This window comes from Stenotrophomonas sp. VV52, from assembly GCF_002893095.1.
Classification (GTDB): Bacteria; Pseudomonadota; Gammaproteobacteria; order Xanthomonadales; family Xanthomonadaceae; genus Stenotrophomonas; species Stenotrophomonas aracearum.
In genome coordinates this window covers 410,257-426,625 of sequence record NZ_PKQQ01000001.1, presented here as the reverse complement: position 1 = coordinate 426,625, position 16,369 = coordinate 410,257, and the positions used below count along the sequence as shown (strand labels likewise).

17 protein-coding genes are annotated in these 16,369 nt (G+C 67.2%); 11 read left to right on the top strand and 6 right to left on the bottom strand.

The features are described 5' to 3' along the window. Positions 1-68: 68 nt before the first annotated feature. From C2U58_RS04410 to C2U58_RS04390, 5 genes are all read right to left on the bottom strand, one after another. Positions 69-785 carry a DUF2058 family protein gene (locus tag C2U58_RS04410; protein ID WP_102944707.1) on the bottom strand — a complete coding sequence of 239 codons (717 nt, stop codon included), beginning with the start codon at positions 783-785 and terminating at the stop codon, positions 69-71. Between the two features lie 13 nt (positions 786-798). Next, the gene (locus tag C2U58_RS04405) at positions 799-1,038 is read right to left on the bottom strand and encodes a SlyX family protein (RefSeq protein WP_070208808.1); all 240 of its coding nucleotides are present in this window, start codon (positions 1,036-1,038) and stop codon (positions 799-801) included. Beyond that, on the bottom strand, positions 1,031-2,380 hold the full coding sequence (locus tag C2U58_RS04400) for a UDP-glucose/GDP-mannose dehydrogenase family protein (RefSeq protein ID WP_102944706.1): 1,350 nt from the start codon (positions 2,378-2,380) through the stop codon (positions 1,031-1,033). Before C2U58_RS04400 ends, C2U58_RS04405 begins: the two co-directional genes overlap by 8 nt. Before the next feature lie 23 nt (positions 2,381-2,403). Then, positions 2,404-3,384 (bottom strand): FKBP-type peptidyl-prolyl cis-trans isomerase, encoded by a 981-nt coding sequence (locus C2U58_RS04395; RefSeq protein WP_102944705.1) that lies wholly within the window; start codon positions 3,382-3,384, stop codon positions 2,404-2,406. Positions 3,385-3,467: 83 nt separating this feature from the next. Further along, the gene (locus tag C2U58_RS04390) at positions 3,468-4,076 is read right to left on the bottom strand and encodes a glutathione peroxidase (RefSeq protein WP_102944704.1); all 609 of its coding nucleotides are present in this window, start codon (positions 4,074-4,076) and stop codon (positions 3,468-3,470) included. A gap of 268 nt (positions 4,077-4,344) precedes the next feature. Between C2U58_RS04390 and C2U58_RS04385 the strand changes: the two genes are divergently transcribed. The 7 genes from C2U58_RS04385 (at position 4,345) to C2U58_RS04355 (ending at position 8,893) form a co-directional block, all read left to right on the top strand. Next, on the top strand, positions 4,345-4,596 hold the full coding sequence (locus C2U58_RS04385) for a hypothetical protein (protein WP_102944703.1): 252 nt from the start codon (positions 4,345-4,347) through the stop codon (positions 4,594-4,596). A gap of 2 nt (positions 4,597-4,598) precedes the next feature. Continuing rightward, entirely contained in the window at positions 4,599-4,961 is a 363-nt protein-coding gene (locus tag C2U58_RS04380; protein WP_070209529.1) for a GntR family transcriptional regulator, read from the top strand. Continuing rightward, positions 4,958-5,833 (top strand): ABC transporter ATP-binding protein, encoded by an 876-nt coding sequence (locus C2U58_RS04375; protein ID WP_070209528.1) that lies wholly within the window; start codon positions 4,958-4,960, stop codon positions 5,831-5,833. Before C2U58_RS04380 ends, C2U58_RS04375 begins: the two co-directional genes overlap by 4 nt. After that, complete coding sequence (locus C2U58_RS04370; RefSeq protein ID WP_102944702.1) at positions 5,830-6,861, top strand: hypothetical protein; 1,032 nt, start codon at positions 5,830-5,832, stop codon at positions 6,859-6,861. The genes C2U58_RS04375 and C2U58_RS04370 overlap by 4 nt, the downstream gene beginning before the upstream one ends. A 26-nt stretch (positions 6,862-6,887) precedes the next feature. Next, positions 6,888-7,775: a DUF4097 family beta strand repeat-containing protein gene (locus C2U58_RS04365; protein WP_102944701.1), complete on the top strand. Its 888-nt coding sequence runs from the start codon at positions 6,888-6,890 to the stop codon at positions 7,773-7,775. Between the two features lie 12 nt (positions 7,776-7,787). Beyond that, on the top strand, positions 7,788-8,375 hold the full coding sequence (locus C2U58_RS04360) for a DUF2884 family protein (protein WP_102944700.1): 588 nt from the start codon (positions 7,788-7,790) through the stop codon (positions 8,373-8,375). A 92-nt stretch (positions 8,376-8,467) separates the two neighbouring features. Continuing rightward, positions 8,468-8,893: a hypothetical protein gene (locus C2U58_RS04355; RefSeq protein ID WP_102944699.1), complete on the top strand. Its 426-nt coding sequence runs from the start codon at positions 8,468-8,470 to the stop codon at positions 8,891-8,893. Positions 8,894-9,481: 588 nt separating this feature from the next. On the opposite strand, the gene C2U58_RS04350 is transcribed toward C2U58_RS04355, so the two are convergent. Continuing rightward, positions 9,482-10,897: a class II fumarate hydratase gene (locus tag C2U58_RS04350; RefSeq protein ID WP_102944698.1), complete on the bottom strand. Its 1,416-nt coding sequence runs from the start codon at positions 10,895-10,897 to the stop codon at positions 9,482-9,484. A 231-nt stretch (positions 10,898-11,128) separates the two neighbouring features. Here C2U58_RS04350 and C2U58_RS04345 point away from each other — a divergent pair, with 231 nt between their 5' ends. The 4 genes from C2U58_RS04345 (at position 11,129) to C2U58_RS04330 (ending at position 16,333) form a co-directional block, all read left to right on the top strand. Next, positions 11,129-12,463, top strand: a complete 1,335-nt coding sequence (locus C2U58_RS04345) for a hemolysin family protein (RefSeq protein ID WP_102944697.1) — start codon at positions 11,129-11,131, stop codon at positions 12,461-12,463. Between the two features lie 35 nt (positions 12,464-12,498). Then, entirely contained in the window at positions 12,499-13,866 is a 1,368-nt protein-coding gene (gene purB / locus C2U58_RS04340) for an adenylosuccinate lyase (RefSeq protein WP_102944696.1), read from the top strand. A 531-nt stretch (positions 13,867-14,397) separates the two neighbouring features. Beyond that, positions 14,398-15,831 (top strand): cupin domain-containing protein, encoded by a 1,434-nt coding sequence (locus tag C2U58_RS04335; RefSeq protein ID WP_102944695.1) that lies wholly within the window; start codon positions 14,398-14,400, stop codon positions 15,829-15,831. A 1-nt stretch (position 15,832) separates the two neighbouring features. Next, a complete protein-coding gene (locus C2U58_RS04330; RefSeq protein ID WP_102944694.1) occupies positions 15,833-16,333 on the top strand; it encodes a hypothetical protein in 501 nt (166 codons plus the stop codon). The last annotated feature ends 36 nt before the right edge of the window (positions 16,334-16,369 follow it).

Below are 16,369 nucleotides of genomic sequence, written 5' to 3'. Positions count from 1 at the left end.
CACACTCCTGTGACCTGGCGACCTGCCTCGCAGGCCGTCAGGTGGCATTACATGGGGCGATTACGCGCTTACCAGACCAGGTCGTCCGGCACCTGGTAGGCCGGGTCGGCGTACGGGTCGTCTTCGGCCGGTGCGTTCGGATCCACGCGCAGCGCGACCGACGGGGCGAACACCGCTTCGGCTTTGTCGAGCACCGCCGCGGTCACCAGCAGGTAACGGCCATTGCTCTGCAGCACGCCCAGTTCGCCCGCATTGAGCTGGCGCAGCTGGTCGGCGGTGACATAGATGCGCTTGATCTTGCCGCCGTACGGGAAGTGCCGCGCGATGTCGGCGGCTTCATCGTTGAGCGCCTTGCCCTTGAGCAGTTCTTCGAGCTTGACCTTGGCTTCGCGGCGCACGCGCGCCTCTTCCTGCTTCAGGCGCTCGGCTTCGATGCGGTCATCCTTTTCCTTCTGCGCGCGGATCGCATAGGCCTTGGCCAGATCGATGTCCTCGCGCGAGCGCGGCGTGCCCTGGCCGGGCTTCTGGCCCTGGCCCTGGCCCGGACGGACTCCGCCGCCACCGGGGCGGCCCTTGCCCTGCGGACCGCGACGGGCGTCGCCGTCGCGCGCGGGGCGCTGGCCATCGCGCGGCGGGCGCGCGCCCTCGGCGGCCTTGCCCTGCGGGCGGCCACCGTGCGGCTTGTTCGGGGGCCGGCCATCACGGCGGGCGTCGGGCTTGCGTTCGGGCGTGGGCGCGGACTTGAAGCCCAGGCCCAGCAGCTGGTCGCGGAGGGTATCGCTCATGACGTTGGGTCGATCAGTAGTGCGGGGGCGGTGGTTCTTCGCCCGAATCGGAATACAGCGCGTTGCGGACCTTGCCCAGGTCCTCCAGCAGCAGGCGGGTCAGGTCGGCGTTGCGGCTGCCCTCGATGCGCGCATCGGCCAACGCTTCGCTGAGCTCGGCCAGCGCCTGTTCCTGGAAGGACACGCGCATTTCAAGCTCGACCAGGCGCGCTTCCAGCGCCTGCTCACGCGCGGAGGGAGTGGACTCATGCATGCAGCGAACGTCCCCGGCCAATGCCGTAGTAAGCCAGGCCCGCGGCTTCGATTTCCTGCGGGTCGTACAGGTTGCGGCCGTCGAAGACCACGGCGTCCTTCAGCGTTTCGCGCAGGCGGTTGAAGTCCGGGCTGCGGAACTGCTTCCACTCGGTGACCACCACCAGCGCATCGGCGCCGTCGATGGCGTCGTAGGCGCTCTCGCAGAACACCAGGTCGTCGCGCTCGCCGAAAATGCGTCGCGCTTCTTCGGTGGCTTCCGGGTCGTAGGCGCGCACGGTGGCGCCGCCTTCCCACAGCTGCGCCAGCAGGCGGCGGCTGGAGGCTTCGCGCATGTCGTCGGTGTTCGGCTTGAACGACAGGCCCCACACCGCGAAGGTGCGGCCGCGCACGCCCTCATCCTCACCGCGGTCGTAATGACGCTGGATCAGCTGGAACAGATGCCCCTTCTGCGCGTCGTTGACCGCCTCCACCGCATTGAGCAGCTTGGGCTCATGGCCATACTGCTGCGCGGTGCGGGCCAGCGCCTGCACGTCCTTGGGGAAACACGAGCCGCCGTAACCGGCGCCCGGGTAGATGAAGTGCCAGCCGATGCGCGGGTCCGAACCGATGCCCTGGCGGACCTGTTCGACGTCGGCACCGACCTTCTCGGCAATATTGGCGATCTCGTTCATGAACGAAATCTTGGTCGCCAGCATGGCGTTGGCGGCGTACTTGGTCAGCTCGGCCGAGCGCACGTCCATCTCCACCACACGATCGTGGTTGCGGTTGAACGGCGCGTACAGGCGGCGCATCAGCGCCACCGATTCGGCGTTGGCCGCACCGATCACGATGCGGTCCGGCCGCATGCAGTCGGCCACCGCGTCGCCTTCCTTGAGGAATTCGGGGTTGGAGACCACGTCGAACGTGATCTCCTCGCCGCGCTCTGCCAGGACCTCGGCAATCGCGGCGCGGACCTTGTCGGCCGTGCCCACCGGCACGGTCGACTTGTTCACCACCACGGTCGGCACACGCATGTGCCGACCGATGGTGCGGGCCACGGCCAGCACGTACTGCAGGTCGGCGCTGCCGTCCTCGTCCGGTGGCGTGCCCACGGCAATGAAGATCACCTGGCCATGTGCGATCGCCTCGGCGGCATCGGTGGTGAAGGCCAGCCGCGAGGCGGCATGGTTGGCCTTGACCATCGGCTCCAGGCCCGGCTCGTAGATCGGGATGACGCCACGGTTGAGGCCGTCGACCTTGGCCTGGTCGATATCGACGCAGACCACCTGGTGGCCGACATCGGCCAGGCAGGTACCCGTGACCAGTCCGACATAGCCGGTACCGAAAATTGCGACGCGCATGTCCGTAGTAACTCCAGTTCCGATTACGGAAGAACGTCCAGCAGTTCGACGTCGAAGGTCAGCGTCGCGTTCGGGCCGATCGGACCGCCCGGCGTGCCCTGCTCACCGTAGGCCAGTTCGCCCGGGATCCAGAAGCGGTACTTGGCGCCGACCGGCATCAGTGCAACGCCTTCCGACCAGCCCTTGACCACCTGGTCCAGGCCGAACACGATCGGCTCGCCACGGGTGTAGCTGCTGTCGAAGACGGTGCCGTCGAGCAGCTTGCCTTCGTAGTTCACGCGGACCTTGCTGGTCGGCATCGGGCGCTCGCCCGAACCCGGACGCAGCACCTGGTACTGCAGGCCCGACGCGGTGGTGACCACGCCCGGCTGGGTCTTGTTCTTCGCCAGGAAGTTGTTGCCTTCGGTGCGATTGGTACCGGCCTTGGCGGCTTCCTTGGCCTGCATCTCACCCTGCTTGGCGGCCATGAAGGCTTCCAGGGTCGACTTGGCCTGGTCGGCGGTCAGCTTCGGGGTGCCCTTGGCGAAGGCGGTCTTGACCGCGTCGAACAGCACGTCCAGGTCCAGCTCGGTCTTCAGCGGCGCCAGCGACGGGCCGACGGCGTAGCTGCCCAGCATCAGGCCGACCTTCTCACGGTCCACCTTCGGCGCCGGGGTGCCCGGGGCCATGCCCGGCACCGGCTGGCCGCTCTTGACCGCCATGGCCATGCGCAGCGACTGGTCGGTCTTCTGGGCTTCTTCCTGGGTGATCAGCGGCTGCTTGCCTTCGAAGGCGTTGTTCACTGCGCGGCGCAGGGCGGCCAGATCGATCTCGTCGGCGATCGGGGCGAACGAATTTGCGACATCCATGCCGATGGCATAGCTGACGTTTTCACGTTGGGAGGTCAAGGTCGAAGTCTCCTTTGCGGCTGCACCTGCAGCCGGTTGTTGCGACATCACGGTACCGGTGGCACCCATCGCCAGAATCAGAACCGACGCCGCGGCGCCGCGCATTCCCATCTTCATTCGCTGCATTCCTGGAAGTTACTGGACGCCGACGTCGGCGCGAATCCGGCATTGTCGCACGCACGTGCGAGATGTCGAGGCTGTCAGTGCGTCGCCGGTGTGACAGACAGCTCACGTTCGATCGCGGCAACCAGCGCCTTGTCGTCCGGGGTCACCTTGCTGGGGAACTGGGCGACCACCTTGCCGCCCCGCCCGATCAGGTACTTATGGAAGTTCCAGCCCGGTGCGACCTTGGTGGCGGCGGTCAGGCGCTGGTACAGCGGCGTGGCCTCCGGGCCGGTGACCTGTACCTTCTGGAACATGGGGAACTTCACGCCGTAGGTGAGCGTGCAGAACTCCTGGATCTCCTTCTCGCTGCCCGGTTCCTGCCCCTTGAAGTCGTTGGACGGGAAGCCCAGCACCGAGAACCCGCGCGCGGCGTACTTCTTCTGCAGGGCCTCCAGGGCCTCGTACTGCGGGGTGTAGCCGCACTTGCTGGCGGTGTTGACCACCAGCAGCACCTTGCCGCCATAGGTCTTCTCCAGGTTCACTTCCGACTTGCCCGCCAGCGGCCGGTAGTCGACGTCGAGCAGGTCGGCCGCCTGGGCCGAGGCGCTGCCCAGCAGGCCCACCAGCAGCAGGCCCACGCCCCAGCGGCGGGCACGCGCGCGGACAGCGGGGTACGGGGGCAGCACGGGAGACGTCTGGGACATCGCAAAAACTCCGGATGGAAGCGGGAAAACCTGCTGTGCAGGGCGCACGCGGACTATATCACCGGGGGTTTTGCTCCCGCAGCTGAATGCACGGCCATGGAAATGAAGGTCGTGACGGGGAGATTTAACGAATTGAATCAACCACTTGCGCTCCGCATTCAGACTGTGTAATACCCCTGCCATCAGTTGGGGCGTGTCGGGTATTGCACATCGGCGTGTCGGTGTTATAGTTGCATACAACACCAGTCACCTGATGCAGGGGAAGCCCATGAACCGCATGCGCCACCACTCCGCCAAAGCCCTTACAGCCGCGTCCGCGCTGCTGCTGCTGGGCTGGTTCAGCATCCCCGCCGGTGACCGTGGCGGCGACATCGCCACCGGTGCGTTTGAAGGCCCGCAGGACGCAGGCGTCATCAAGGCAGGGACCGCCGACGGCGCCCCCACGCCTCCCCGCCGGCTGCACAGCTCCCTGTCCATGCCTTACTTCTCATTCGCACAGTCGCTGAACCCACGGAGCTGACCATGAGCGATATCCAATGGAGCGATGGTGCTCCGATCTACCGTCAGCTGAAGGAACGCGTGATCGCCATGATGCTGGACAGCATCATCAAGCCCGGCGATGCGTTGCCCTCGGTTCGACAGGTGGCCGCCGAGTACCAGCTCAACCCCATCACCGTGTCGCGCGCTTACCAGGAACTGGCCGACGAAGGCCTGGTCGAGAAGCGCCGTGGCCTGGGCATGTTCATGACCGAGGAAGCCGCCACCCAGCTGCGCAGCAGCGAGCGCGACCGCTTCCTCAATGAAGAATGGCCGCTGGTCCTGGAGCGCATCCAGCGCCTGGGCCTGCATCTCGACGAATTGCTGCCCCAGGGGAAATCCTCATGAATGCCGTTGCTAGTGATGTCGTCATCTCCGCCCGTGGCCTGCGCAAGGCCTACAAGCAGACCCTCGCGCTGGACAACACCAGCTTCACCATCGCCCCGGGCCGGATCACCGGCCTGATCGGCCCCAACGGCGCCGGCAAGACCACCCTGCTCAAGGCACTGTTGGGCCTGACCACGGTGGACGGCGAGCTGAGCGTGCTCGGGCTGGACCCGACCGTGCAGCGCAACGCGCTGATGAATGATGTGTGCTTCATCGCCGACGTGGCGGTGCTGCCGCGCTGGATGAAGGTGCGCGATGCGATCGACTTCGTGGCCGGGGTCCACCCGCGCTTCGACCGCGCCCGCTGCGAGCGTTTCCTGGCGGCAACCAAGCTGCAGCCGCGCCAGCGCGTGCGCGAACTGTCCAAGGGCATGATCGTGCAGCTGCACCTGGCGCTGGTGATGGCCATCGACGCCAAGGTGCTGGTGCTGGACGAACCGACCCTGGGCCTGGACATCCTGTACCGCAAGGAGTTCTACCAGCGCCTGCTGGAAGACTATTTCGACGAGCAGAAGACGATCATCGTCACCACCCACCAGGTGGAAGAGATCGAGCACATCCTCACCGACGTGATGTTCATCCGCGACGGCCGCATCGTGCTGACCGCCGACATGGAAGAGGTCGGCGAGCGCTACACCGAAGTGCTGGTGTCGGCCGAGACGCTGGAGGCAGCCCGTGCGCTGGGCCCGATCGACGAGCGCAGCCTGCCCTTCGGCAAGACCGTACTGCTGTTCGACGGGGTACCGCGCGCCCAGCTCACGCCGCTTGGCGAAATCCGCAGCCCCGGGCTGGCGGATCTGTTCGTGGCCATCATGAAGGGAACCTACGCATGAACACCGTCCACTACCACCCGATCAGCAAGGCCAGCACCTTCAAGTGGCTGCTCAAGCGCGAGTACTGGGAAAACCGCGGCGGTTTCCTGTGGGCGCCGCTGATCGCCGGCGGCATTTCGCTGGTGATGAGCCTGATCGGGATCCTGATCGGCCTGTGGGGCCTGCGCCGTGCGGCCGCCAACGGCGACCTGCATCTGGACAACACCAAGATCAACATCAACGGCCTGGACCTGAAGCTGCTGACCGAGCACATGGACGCCAAGAACATGGCCGACCTCGGCAATGCGCTGGACGCGACCCTGGTACTGAGCTCGCTGTGGCCGTTCGTGGTGCTGGCCTTCGTGGTGTTCTTCTACTGCCTGGGCGCGCTGTATGACGACCGCCGCGACCGCAGCATCCTGTTCTGGAAGTCGCTGCCGCTGTCGGACACCCAGACCGTGCTGTCCAAGGCGCTGAGCGCGCTGCTGGTGGCCCCGGTGATCGCGGTGATCGCGTCGGTGCTGACCATGTTCGGCTTCCTGGCGATCCTGTCGGTGATCGTGATGACCCACGGCGGCAACCCGATGACCCTGATCTGGGGCCCGGCCAGCCCGCTGGCGTTCCTGGCCGGCCACCTGGCCTGGCTGCCGGTGTACCTGCTGTGGGCACTGCCGACGGTGGGCTGGCTGCTGATGTGGTCGGCGCTGGCCAAGTCCAAGCCGTTCCTGTGGGCGGTGATGCTGCCGCTGTTTGCCGGGATCATCGTCAGCACCACCCGGGTGATGCAGCTGTTCGACATGAGCAGCGGCTGGTTCTGGCAGCACATCGTGGGCCGCCTGCTGCTGGGCACCCTGCCGGGCAGCGACCTGTTCTACCGCCAGGACCAGCTGCAGGCGGTGATGCACGACAGCGACAACATCGCTGCGGCGCTGTCGCCGTCGAGCCAGCTGGCCGCGCTGGCCCTGCCGGAATTGTGGATCGGCGCGGCTGCCGGCGCTGTATTCATCGTGATTGCCATCCGCCTGCGCCGCCGCGCCGGCGAAATCTGATCCCTCACCGCTTCGAGGAACCGTCCATGATCCGCACGCTTGCCATTGCTTCGCTGATGTTGCTGCCGCTGACCGCACTGGCCGATGAGCCGCAGTGCAAGTTCAACGCGCCGCGCGATCTCAAGCTCGACGTCGCCGGCGCCAAGGCGGTGGTGTTCGAGGTCAACCAGCACGACCTGGTGCTGCAGGCGGGCCCGGGCGCTGCCCAGCTGGGCGGTCGGGCCTGTGCTTCCAATGCCGACTGGCTGCCGGAGCTGACCGTGACCCAGGAGAAGGTGGGCGACAAGCTGGTGGTGCGCCTGCGCCGGGAGAACCAGGGTCTGAAGTTCAACATGAGCGGCAACAGCTACGCTTACCTTGACCTGCGCGGCACGATTCCGGACAACGTGCTGATCCAGATGAAGGTAGGCTCGGGCGATGCGTCGGTGACCGGGGCGCATTCGTTGAGTGCGGACGTGGGCTCGGGCGACATCAAGCTGCGCGATATCAAGGGCCTGGTCACGGCGGCGATCGGTTCGGGCGATGTGGAACTCGACGGGGCGGGTGCGCTGAACCTGCTGTCGATCGGCTCGGGCGATTTCGATGCCCGCAACCTGCGCGGCAACGTCACGGTCGGCACGATCGGTTCGGGCGACCTGACCCTGGACGGGGTGACCGGCAACGTCGCCATCAAGACGGTGGGGTCGGGCGATGTGGACCTGCGCCAGGTGAAGGGCAACGTGAGCCTGGGCAACATCGGGTCGGGCGACTTCGAGGCCCGCGATGTCGGCGGCAGCGTCACGGTGGACCGTCACGGTTCGGGCGATGTGACGGTGCGCGACGTGGGGGGCGACCTGACCGTGGCCAACAGTGGCAGCGGCGATATCAATGACAGCAACGTGCGCGGCCGCGTCCAGCTGCCGCGTGGCAAGTAAGGAGACACGCACATGAAGATTCGACTGCTGCTGCCGACGCTGCTGCTGTGCCTGCCCCTGGCGGCGTGCGGCAATGCCGATTCGAACCGGACGGACCCGGCCACGGGCAAGCCGATGGTGGACGCCGATTCGATCGGGAAGAAGGTCAAGGACGCTACGGACAAGGCCCGGGTGGAAATGGCCCAGGGCAACATCAAGGTGTCCAACAACCAGTCGGACGAGGCCGAGATCACGCCGCAGGGGGACCTGCTGATCAATGGCAAGGCGGTGGCAGTGGATGCGCACCAGCGCGCGCTGCTGCTGGACTACCGCAAGCAGATCGAGGCGCTGGCCGGTGCGGGCATGGACATCGGGGTGGCCGGTGCGAGCCTGGGGGTGAAGGCGGCCGGCGAGGCGTTGCGGGGGGTGTTCTCGGGCGATACGCAGGGCATCGAGGAGCGGGTGAACGCGGAGGCAGCCAAGATGGAGGCGAGCGCGAAGCAGCTGTGCGGGCTGCTGCCGGTGATGCTGGCCAAGCAGCAGGCGCTGGCGGCGGCGCTGCCGGCCTTCAAGCCGTACGCGACGATGGACCAGGGCGACATCGACGACTGCCACAGCTGACGGCGGGCGCCTGCGACGTTCGGTCGCAGCCAGGCCACCGGGACGGGGGGGAGGACTACACTAGTCCTCCCCTTTTTCGTTGTTCGCCCGCCATGAAGAAGCTGTGCCTGCTGCTGTTCGCCCTGTTCTGCGTTGTCGCCACCGGCTGCGACCAGGAGTACCGCAACCACCGCGCGGAGCGCAGCAAGCCGAAGATCACGGTCAGCGATGGCATGGTGACGGTGCGCCGGGCGCCGGCGCCGAACCTGATCATCCTGCCGAACGGCCACATGAAGGTGGACGAGATCGAGATTCCGCTGGACGCCAGCCAGCAGGCGCTGCTGCAGAACATGTTCGGCCAGCTGCAGGTACTGCGCCAGAACACGCTGGTGGACGCGCCGCACGACCCGGACAAGCGCGCGGTGAAGATCGTGGTGCCGCCGGGCATGCAGCCGATTCCGACCGACATCGTGACCCGCATTCCCGAGTTCAAGGGCTACACCGAGACGTTCGACAACCTGATGGCAGACCGGCGCTGACGCCTCGCGCTTTGCTTTCATGCACATAGTGCCGGCCGCCGGCCGGCTCCACGGATTGCTGGCGATCCGGTAGAGCCGGGCCCTGCCCGGCTGCTGTTGGATTCAGGCGAACAGCCGCAGGTGCAAGGCGTCCCCTGGCTTGGGCCGCCCGGTGCCGGTTTGCGGGGTCGCCGCAAGTACGTCCGTGTAGGCTACGCGGACGCCATCCATGGCGCCGAGTCCCCCGCAAACCGACACCGGGCGACCCTTTGACAGTTGGCCGGTGGCCACGGGAAAAAAGCAGGGCCGATCATTTCCATGCGTTACCGGGCGCGGAGGATTTCACGGCAGTCGTTTGGGAACCGACCCTACCAGCAGGCCAGCGCACGGTCTCGAACCCGCGTAGGGACACGCCATGCGTGTCCGCTGTTCCCAACCGCACACGACCCTGTATGGGGGCGGCCGACGGGTAGCCCCCGGAGGGACGCTAGAAAACATGGATGTTTTCTAGCAGCCCCCATGGACGGGTTCACGGCGTGTCCCGGAGCGGGGCTGCCCGGCGGCCGCCCCTGCACGTATCAATTGAGACGCTGCCGTTCGAGCAGTAGATCAGCCCCCGCCACCACCGCCGCCTGCCTGAATCCCGCCGGCTGTAAGCGCGGAAGGATCCAGCAACCGACGCAGCTCGGCCTCAGAAAGACCACTGTCTTCCTTCGCAACCTCCAGCACTGGCCGCTGCTCCTTGTAAGCGCGCTTGGCGATCGCGGCGGCCTTCTCGTACCCGATGATCGGGTTGAGCGCGGTTACCAGGATCGGGTTGCGGCCCAGCGCTTCGCGTACGCGGTCTTCGCGCACCTTGAGCCCGGCGATCGCGGTGTCGGCGAGCAGGCGCGAAATGTTGGACAGCAGGCCGATCCCGTCCAGCAGGTTGGCTGCGATCAATGGCAGCGTCACGTTCAACTGGAAATTGCCGGTCTGGCCCGCCACCGTGATCGCCGTGTGGTGGCCGATCACCTGCGCGCACACCATGACCGTTGCCTCCGGAATCACCGGATTGACCTTGCCCGGCATGATCGAACTGCCCGGCTGCAGCGCCGGGAGCTCGATCTCACCCAGGCCCGCCAGCGGACCGGCGTTCATCCAGCGCAGGTCGTTGGCGATCTTGATCAACGCCACCGCCAGCGCATTGAGCTGGCCCGACAGCTCCACCGCATCGTCCTGCGCCGCCAGTCCCTCGAACTTGTTCTCTGCGCTGTCGAAGCGCACGCCCGTCTGCTGCTTCAAGCGCTTGGCGACCCGCTCACCGAAGCGCGGGTCCGCGTTGATGCCCGTGCCGATGGCGGTGCCGCCCAGCGGCAGCCGGCGCAACCGCTTCAGGCTGTCTTCCAGCCGCTCCTGCGCCGACGACAACTGCGCCGACCACGCACCGAATTCCTGCTCGAACGTCAGCGGCATCGCATCCATCAGGTGCGTGCGCCCGGTCTTGACCACCTTGCGCAACGCCCGGCCGCGCTTGTCGATGGTCTTGCGCAGGTGCACCAGTGCGGGCAGCAGCTGCTGCTGCACGCCCAGCAACGCCGAGACCCGCAACGCCGTGGGAATCACGTCGTTCGAACTCTGGCCCTGGTTCACGTGGTCGTTCGGATGCACCGACGTCTTGCCCGCCTTGCCCGCACGGTTGGCCAGCGTCGCGATCACCTCGTTGGCATTCATGTTCGACGACGTGCCCGAACCGGTCTGGTAGATGTCGATCGGGAAATGCGCGTCATGCGCGCCATCGGCCACTTCGTCGGCCGCACTCTCAATCGCCTTGGCGATGTTCTTCGGCAGGTGGCCCAGCTCGGCGTTGACCGCCGCCGCCGCCCCCTTCACCAGCCCCAGCGCGCGGATGAAACCGCGCGGCATGCGCTGGCCCGAGACCGGGAAATTGTCTACCGCACGCTGCGTCTGCGCGCCCCAGAGCGCGTCTGCAGGCACCTGCAGTTCGCCCATGCTGTCATGCTCGGTCCGGAAACCCTTGCTCATTGCATCACTCCGCGGTTCTTTCAGTGGGGAAAGGGAACGGCGGCTGGCAACGGGCCTTCATTCCCTGGCTGGCGGCTCCGCCCACGATACTCCCAAGCCGGATTGAAACCCAAGCGCGCGCCGGTTCGGCTAGACTCGGGATTCGTGTTCATTCAGGCATCACCTCTCTCCCATGGGCGACGACCCGCATTGTTGTAACGACATTCCCACCGCCACGCGGGGCCGCCGCGCATGATCGTCGGCAACCTCCTGCTCCTGCTGCTGGCCCTGTTCCTGGTCGTACTCAACGGCTTCTTCGTGGCCGCCGAGTTCGCCCTGGTCAAACTGCGACATACCCAGGCCGTCGGCCTGGCCGCCCGCCACGGCTGGCGCGGCCGCCTGCTGCTCAACGTGCATTCGCACCTGGACGCCTATCTCTCGGCCTGCCAGCTCGGCATCACCCTGTCCTCGCTCGGCCTCGGCTGGGTCGGTGAGCCCGCCTTCGCCCACCTGCTGCAGCCGCTTTTCGACACGCTGGGCATGGGCCCCGACGCGGCCCGCCTCACCGCCTTCATCATCGCCTTCAGCCTGATCTCGTTCCTGCACATCGTGCTCGGCGAACTTGCGCCGAAGTCGATGGCGATCCGTCGTCCCGAAGCCATGTCGCTGTGGACCGCCGCGCCCCTGTACCTGTTCTACTGGGCCATGTTCCCGGCGATCTGGCTGCTCAACCACAGCGCCAACGCGCTGCTGCGCCTGGCCGGCTGGGGCGACGTGGAGCACACCTCGCACCGCTACTCGCGCGAAGAACTCAAGCTGATCGTCGCCCGCCAGCAGCCCGGCGCCGACGCGCCGGACCAGGACCTCACCCTGATGAGCCATGCGCTGGAACTGCCCGAGCTGGTCGCCGGCGACCTGATGCGGCCGCGCGAGCACATGCGCGTGTTCCGCCAGGGCATGGGCCTGGCCGAGGTCATGGCCGAATTCGCCGAAAGCCGCTACAGCCGCTACCCGTGGTTCGACGCGGACCGCGAAGAAGTGCTGGGCGTGCTGCACATGAAGGACCTGCTGGTCGAAATCGCGCGCGGCAACCCCACCGACGACCTGCGCACCCTGCTCCGCCCGGCCAACCTGATCGCGCTGGAAACCCCGGTCACCGCCGTGCTCGAGCGCTTCCGCACCGGCACCACGCACATGGCCCTGTGCGTCGAGGAACATGGCCGCATCCTGGGCTACTTCACCCTGGAAGACCTGCTGGAGGTTGTCGTCGGCGATATCGAAGACGAACACCCGCACGTGGTCACCGACGCCCCCACCCGGGGCGCCGACGGCAGCCTGCTGGTGGCCGGTTCCACCTCCATCTTCCGCCTCGAGCGCCTGCTCGGCCGCGACCTGGCCGCCCCCGAGCACCTGAACTCGGTCGGCGGGCTGATCGTGCACCAGTTGCAGCGCCTGCCCGAAGAGGGCGAACAGGTGCGGATCGATGGCCAGCTGTTCACGGTCAAGCGCATGGCCGGCCACCGGATCCAGGCCGTCACCGTGCGCCGCGCGCCCGAACAGGCCGACGAGGACCCCGGGGCAGCGTAGAATGACGGCCCCCGCCGTCATTGCCTGCGCCCGCCATGTCCGAATTCGCCCTGCTCGCCCTGTCCCCGCTCGATGGCCGCTATGCCGGCAAGGTCGACGCGCTGCGCCCGATCTTCTCCGAGTACGGCCTGATCAAGGCCCGCGTGAAGGTCGAAGTGGAATGGCTGCTGGCCCTGGCCAACGAGGCCGGCATCGCCGAACTGGCGCCGTTCCCGGCCGGCGCCGCCGCCCGCCTGCGCGCCCTGGCTGACGACTTTGCCCCGGCCCACGCCGCGCGGGTGAAGGAGATCGAACGCACCACCAACCACGACGTCAAGGCCGTGGAGTACTTCATCAAGGAACAGCTCAAGGACGACGCCGAACTGGCCCCCGCCCTGGAGTTCGTCCACTTCGCCTGCACCAGCGAAGACATCAACAACCTCAGCTACGGCCTGATGCTCGAACAGGCCCGCCGCGAAGTGCTGCTGCCCTCGCTCGACGGCATCGCCGCCAGCCTGCGCGCCCTGGCCCACGCCCAGGCCGAACAGCCCATGCTCTCGCGCACCCACGGCCAGACCGCCTCGCCCACCACTCTTGGCAAGGAAGTGGCCAACGTCGTCGCCCGCCTCGAGCGCCAGCGCCGCCAGATCGCCGCGGTCGAACTGACCGGCAAGATCAACGGCGCCGTCGGCAACTACAACGCCCACGCCATCGCCTACCCCAACGTGAACTGGCCGGCCTTCGCCAAGCGCTTCGTCGAAAGCCTGGGCCTGGTGTTCAACCCGTACACCACCCAGATCGAACCGCACGACAACATCGCCGAAATCGGCGACGCCGCCCGTCGCGCCAACATCATCCTGATCGACCTGGCCCGCGACATCTGGGGCTACATCTCGCTGGGCTACTTCAAGCAGAAGCTCAAGGAAGGCGAAGTCGGCTCCTCGACCATGCCGCACAAGGTCAACCCGATCGACTTCGAAAATGCCGAAGGCAACTTCGGCATCGCCAACGCCCTGTTCGAACATTTCAGTGCCAAGCTGCCGATCAGCCGCTGGCAGCGCGACCTCACCGACTCCACCGTGCTGCGCGCGGTCGGCACCGCGTTCGGCCACAGCCAGGTCGCCCTCGACTCGCTGGCCAAGGGCCTGGGCAAGCTGACCGTCAATCCCGAGCGCCTCGACGGCGACCTCGACGCCGCCTGGGAAGTACTGGCCGAAGCCGTACAGACCGTCATGCGCCGTTACGGCCTGCCCAACCCCTACGAACAGCTCAAGGCCCTCACCCGCGGCCAGGGCATCACCGCCGAATCGATGAAGGCGTTCGTCGAGTCTCTGGACCTGCCGGAAGACGCCAAGCAGGGCCTGCGTGAGCTGACCCCGGGTGGGTACATCGGGTTGGCGGCGGATCTGGCCAAGGCGATCTGATCGGCCCCACGCAAGCGCGAACCCCAGACGGGGCGCCGGTAGATCCGGCGCCCCGTTTTTTGTTGAGGCGCGAGTAGGCCGGGCAGAGCCCGGCACCGCCGTCCGGTCGGCCCCGACAGAGCGGTTTCGGTTGATTGCAATGCGTTACCGGGCGCGGAGCGTGTGCGTGCGGTTGGTTGGGACCCAACCCTACCGGGCATCCACGCCCCCCTCCCGCGGTAGAGCGACGCCCTGCGTCGTTGCCGTTGCCGTTGCCCACCGCCCAAACCGACGCACTATCGGGGGCGGCCGCCGGGTAGCCCCGGAGGGACGCTAGAAAACATGGATGTTTTCTAGCAGCCCCCATGGACGGGTTCACGGCGTGTCCCGGAGCGGGGCTGCCCGGCGGCCGCCCCAACACGTAACACCCGAGGCGCCAGCGCTCTGGCTCTGGCTCCAGCTTCAGGCGCGACACCCCACCGCAGGTGCACATGACACAGAACCAGCGGACAATACCCGCGTATCCCGCCTGAACGCTGCAAGGATTCCCCCATGGCTGTGCGCAAGACCAAAACCCCCGTCATCGAAGTCCAGGCCCGCCCCGGCCTGCCGCTGGGCATGCCCGCCGCCACCTTCCTGCGCGACTACTGGCAGAAGCGCCCCCTGCTCATTCGCGGCGCCTTCCCCGACTTCGAAACCCCGCTCCAGCCCGAAGACCTCGCCGGCCTCGCCTGCGAAGAAACCGCCCTCGCCCGCCTGATCAGCCACGACCGCGCCACCGACGGCTGGACCGTCCGCACCGGCCCGTTCCAGGAAGAAGACTTCCCCGGCATGCCCGACCACGACTGGACCCTGCTGGTCCAGGACGTCGACAAATGGGACCCCGACGTGCGCGCCCTGCTCAGCCACTTCAGCTTCCTGCCGCGCTGGCGCATGGACGACGTCATGATCAGCTTCGCCGCCACGGGCGGCTCGGTCGGCGCCCACGTCGACCAGTACGACGTCTTCCTGCTCCAGGCCCATGGCCACCGCCGCTGGCAGATCGACGCCAGCGAATCCATCAAGGGCAAGCGCCCCCCGCTCGACTTCCGCCCCGACGTCGAACTCAAGCTCCTGCAGCGCTTCAAGCCCACCCACGACTGGGTGCTCGAACCCGGCGACATGCTCTACCTGCCGCCCAACGTCCCCCACAACGGCGTCGCCGAAGACCCCTGCCTGACCTTCTCCTTCGGCATGCGCGCCCCCGCCTCCGCCGAACTGATCAGCGACTACCTCGACACCCTGATCATGGACGCCGACGAAGCCATCCGTTACCAGGACCCCGACCTCAAGGTCCCAGAAGACCCCAATGAGATCGACGCCGTCGCCATGAACCGCGTCGTCCAGGCCCTCAACGCCATCCGCATGAACGACCCCGACCGTCTCGGCGACTGGTTCGGCCGCTTCATCACCACCTACCGCGCCGCCGGCGACGTCGTCGCCTCCGGCCAGCCCCTGCCGCGCCACGATGTTGAGGCCGCCCTCGCCGAGGGCATCGAACTCGGCCGCCACCCTTGGGCCCGCCTCGCCTGGCGTCGCGCCAAAAAGGGCGCCAGCCTGTACTGCAGCGGCCTCGAGTTCGCCCTGCCGGTCAAGGACGCCCAGGCCCTGGCCGGCGCCGAACAGATCGGCGCCCCGCTCTACCAGAAGCTCTCCGCCAAGGGCCGCGACGCCCTGCACGAGCTGATCGCCGGCGGCTACTACCAGCTGCTCGACGGCGACGCCTTCGATGATGAAGACGACTTCGACGACGAAGACGGCGACGAAGGCATCGCCGAATACGAAATCATCGACGCCACCGACACCGTCGAGGTCGTCGAAGACGAAGACGTCCAGGCCAACGTCCACGAAGTCACCGTCCACGAAGACGGCGTCGAAGTGATCGTCGACTTCGACGACAGCGACGACGACGCCGAAGGCACCGACGGCCACGGCGGCAAGGCCTGACATGACCGCGCCCGACCTCCCGAACGGCGCGGTCAACATCGACAGCGCCGACCAGGCGGTGGCCTTCACCACCGCCCTGATCGACCGCGCCCGGCGCCATCTCTGGATCCACAGCCGCCAGCTCGACCCCGGCCTGCTCGACGCCCCGCCGGTGCTCGACGCCCTGCGTCGCTTCGCCACCGCCCGCCACGACAAGCAGGCCACCCTGCTCGTGCACGACGCCACCGCCATCGCCCAGGCCGGCTCGCCCCTGCTCGGCCTGATCCAGCGCCTGCCCACCGTGTTCCGCGTGCGCCAGGTCAGCGATCCCATCGACCGCGCCCTCGCCTCGGCCTGCCTGGTCAACGACGCCGGCGACTACTACTTTCGTCTGAGCGGCCTGCGCTTCGACGGCGAGGCCGGGTTGTCGCTGCCGGCTCGTTCGCGGCCGTTGCAGGAAGGTTTGCAGCGCATATGGGAACGTTCGCGGGAATGTACCGAGCTGCGCGCACTGGGCTTCTAGTCCGGTTCCGGCAGCTGAACCTGTCTGGGAATGACA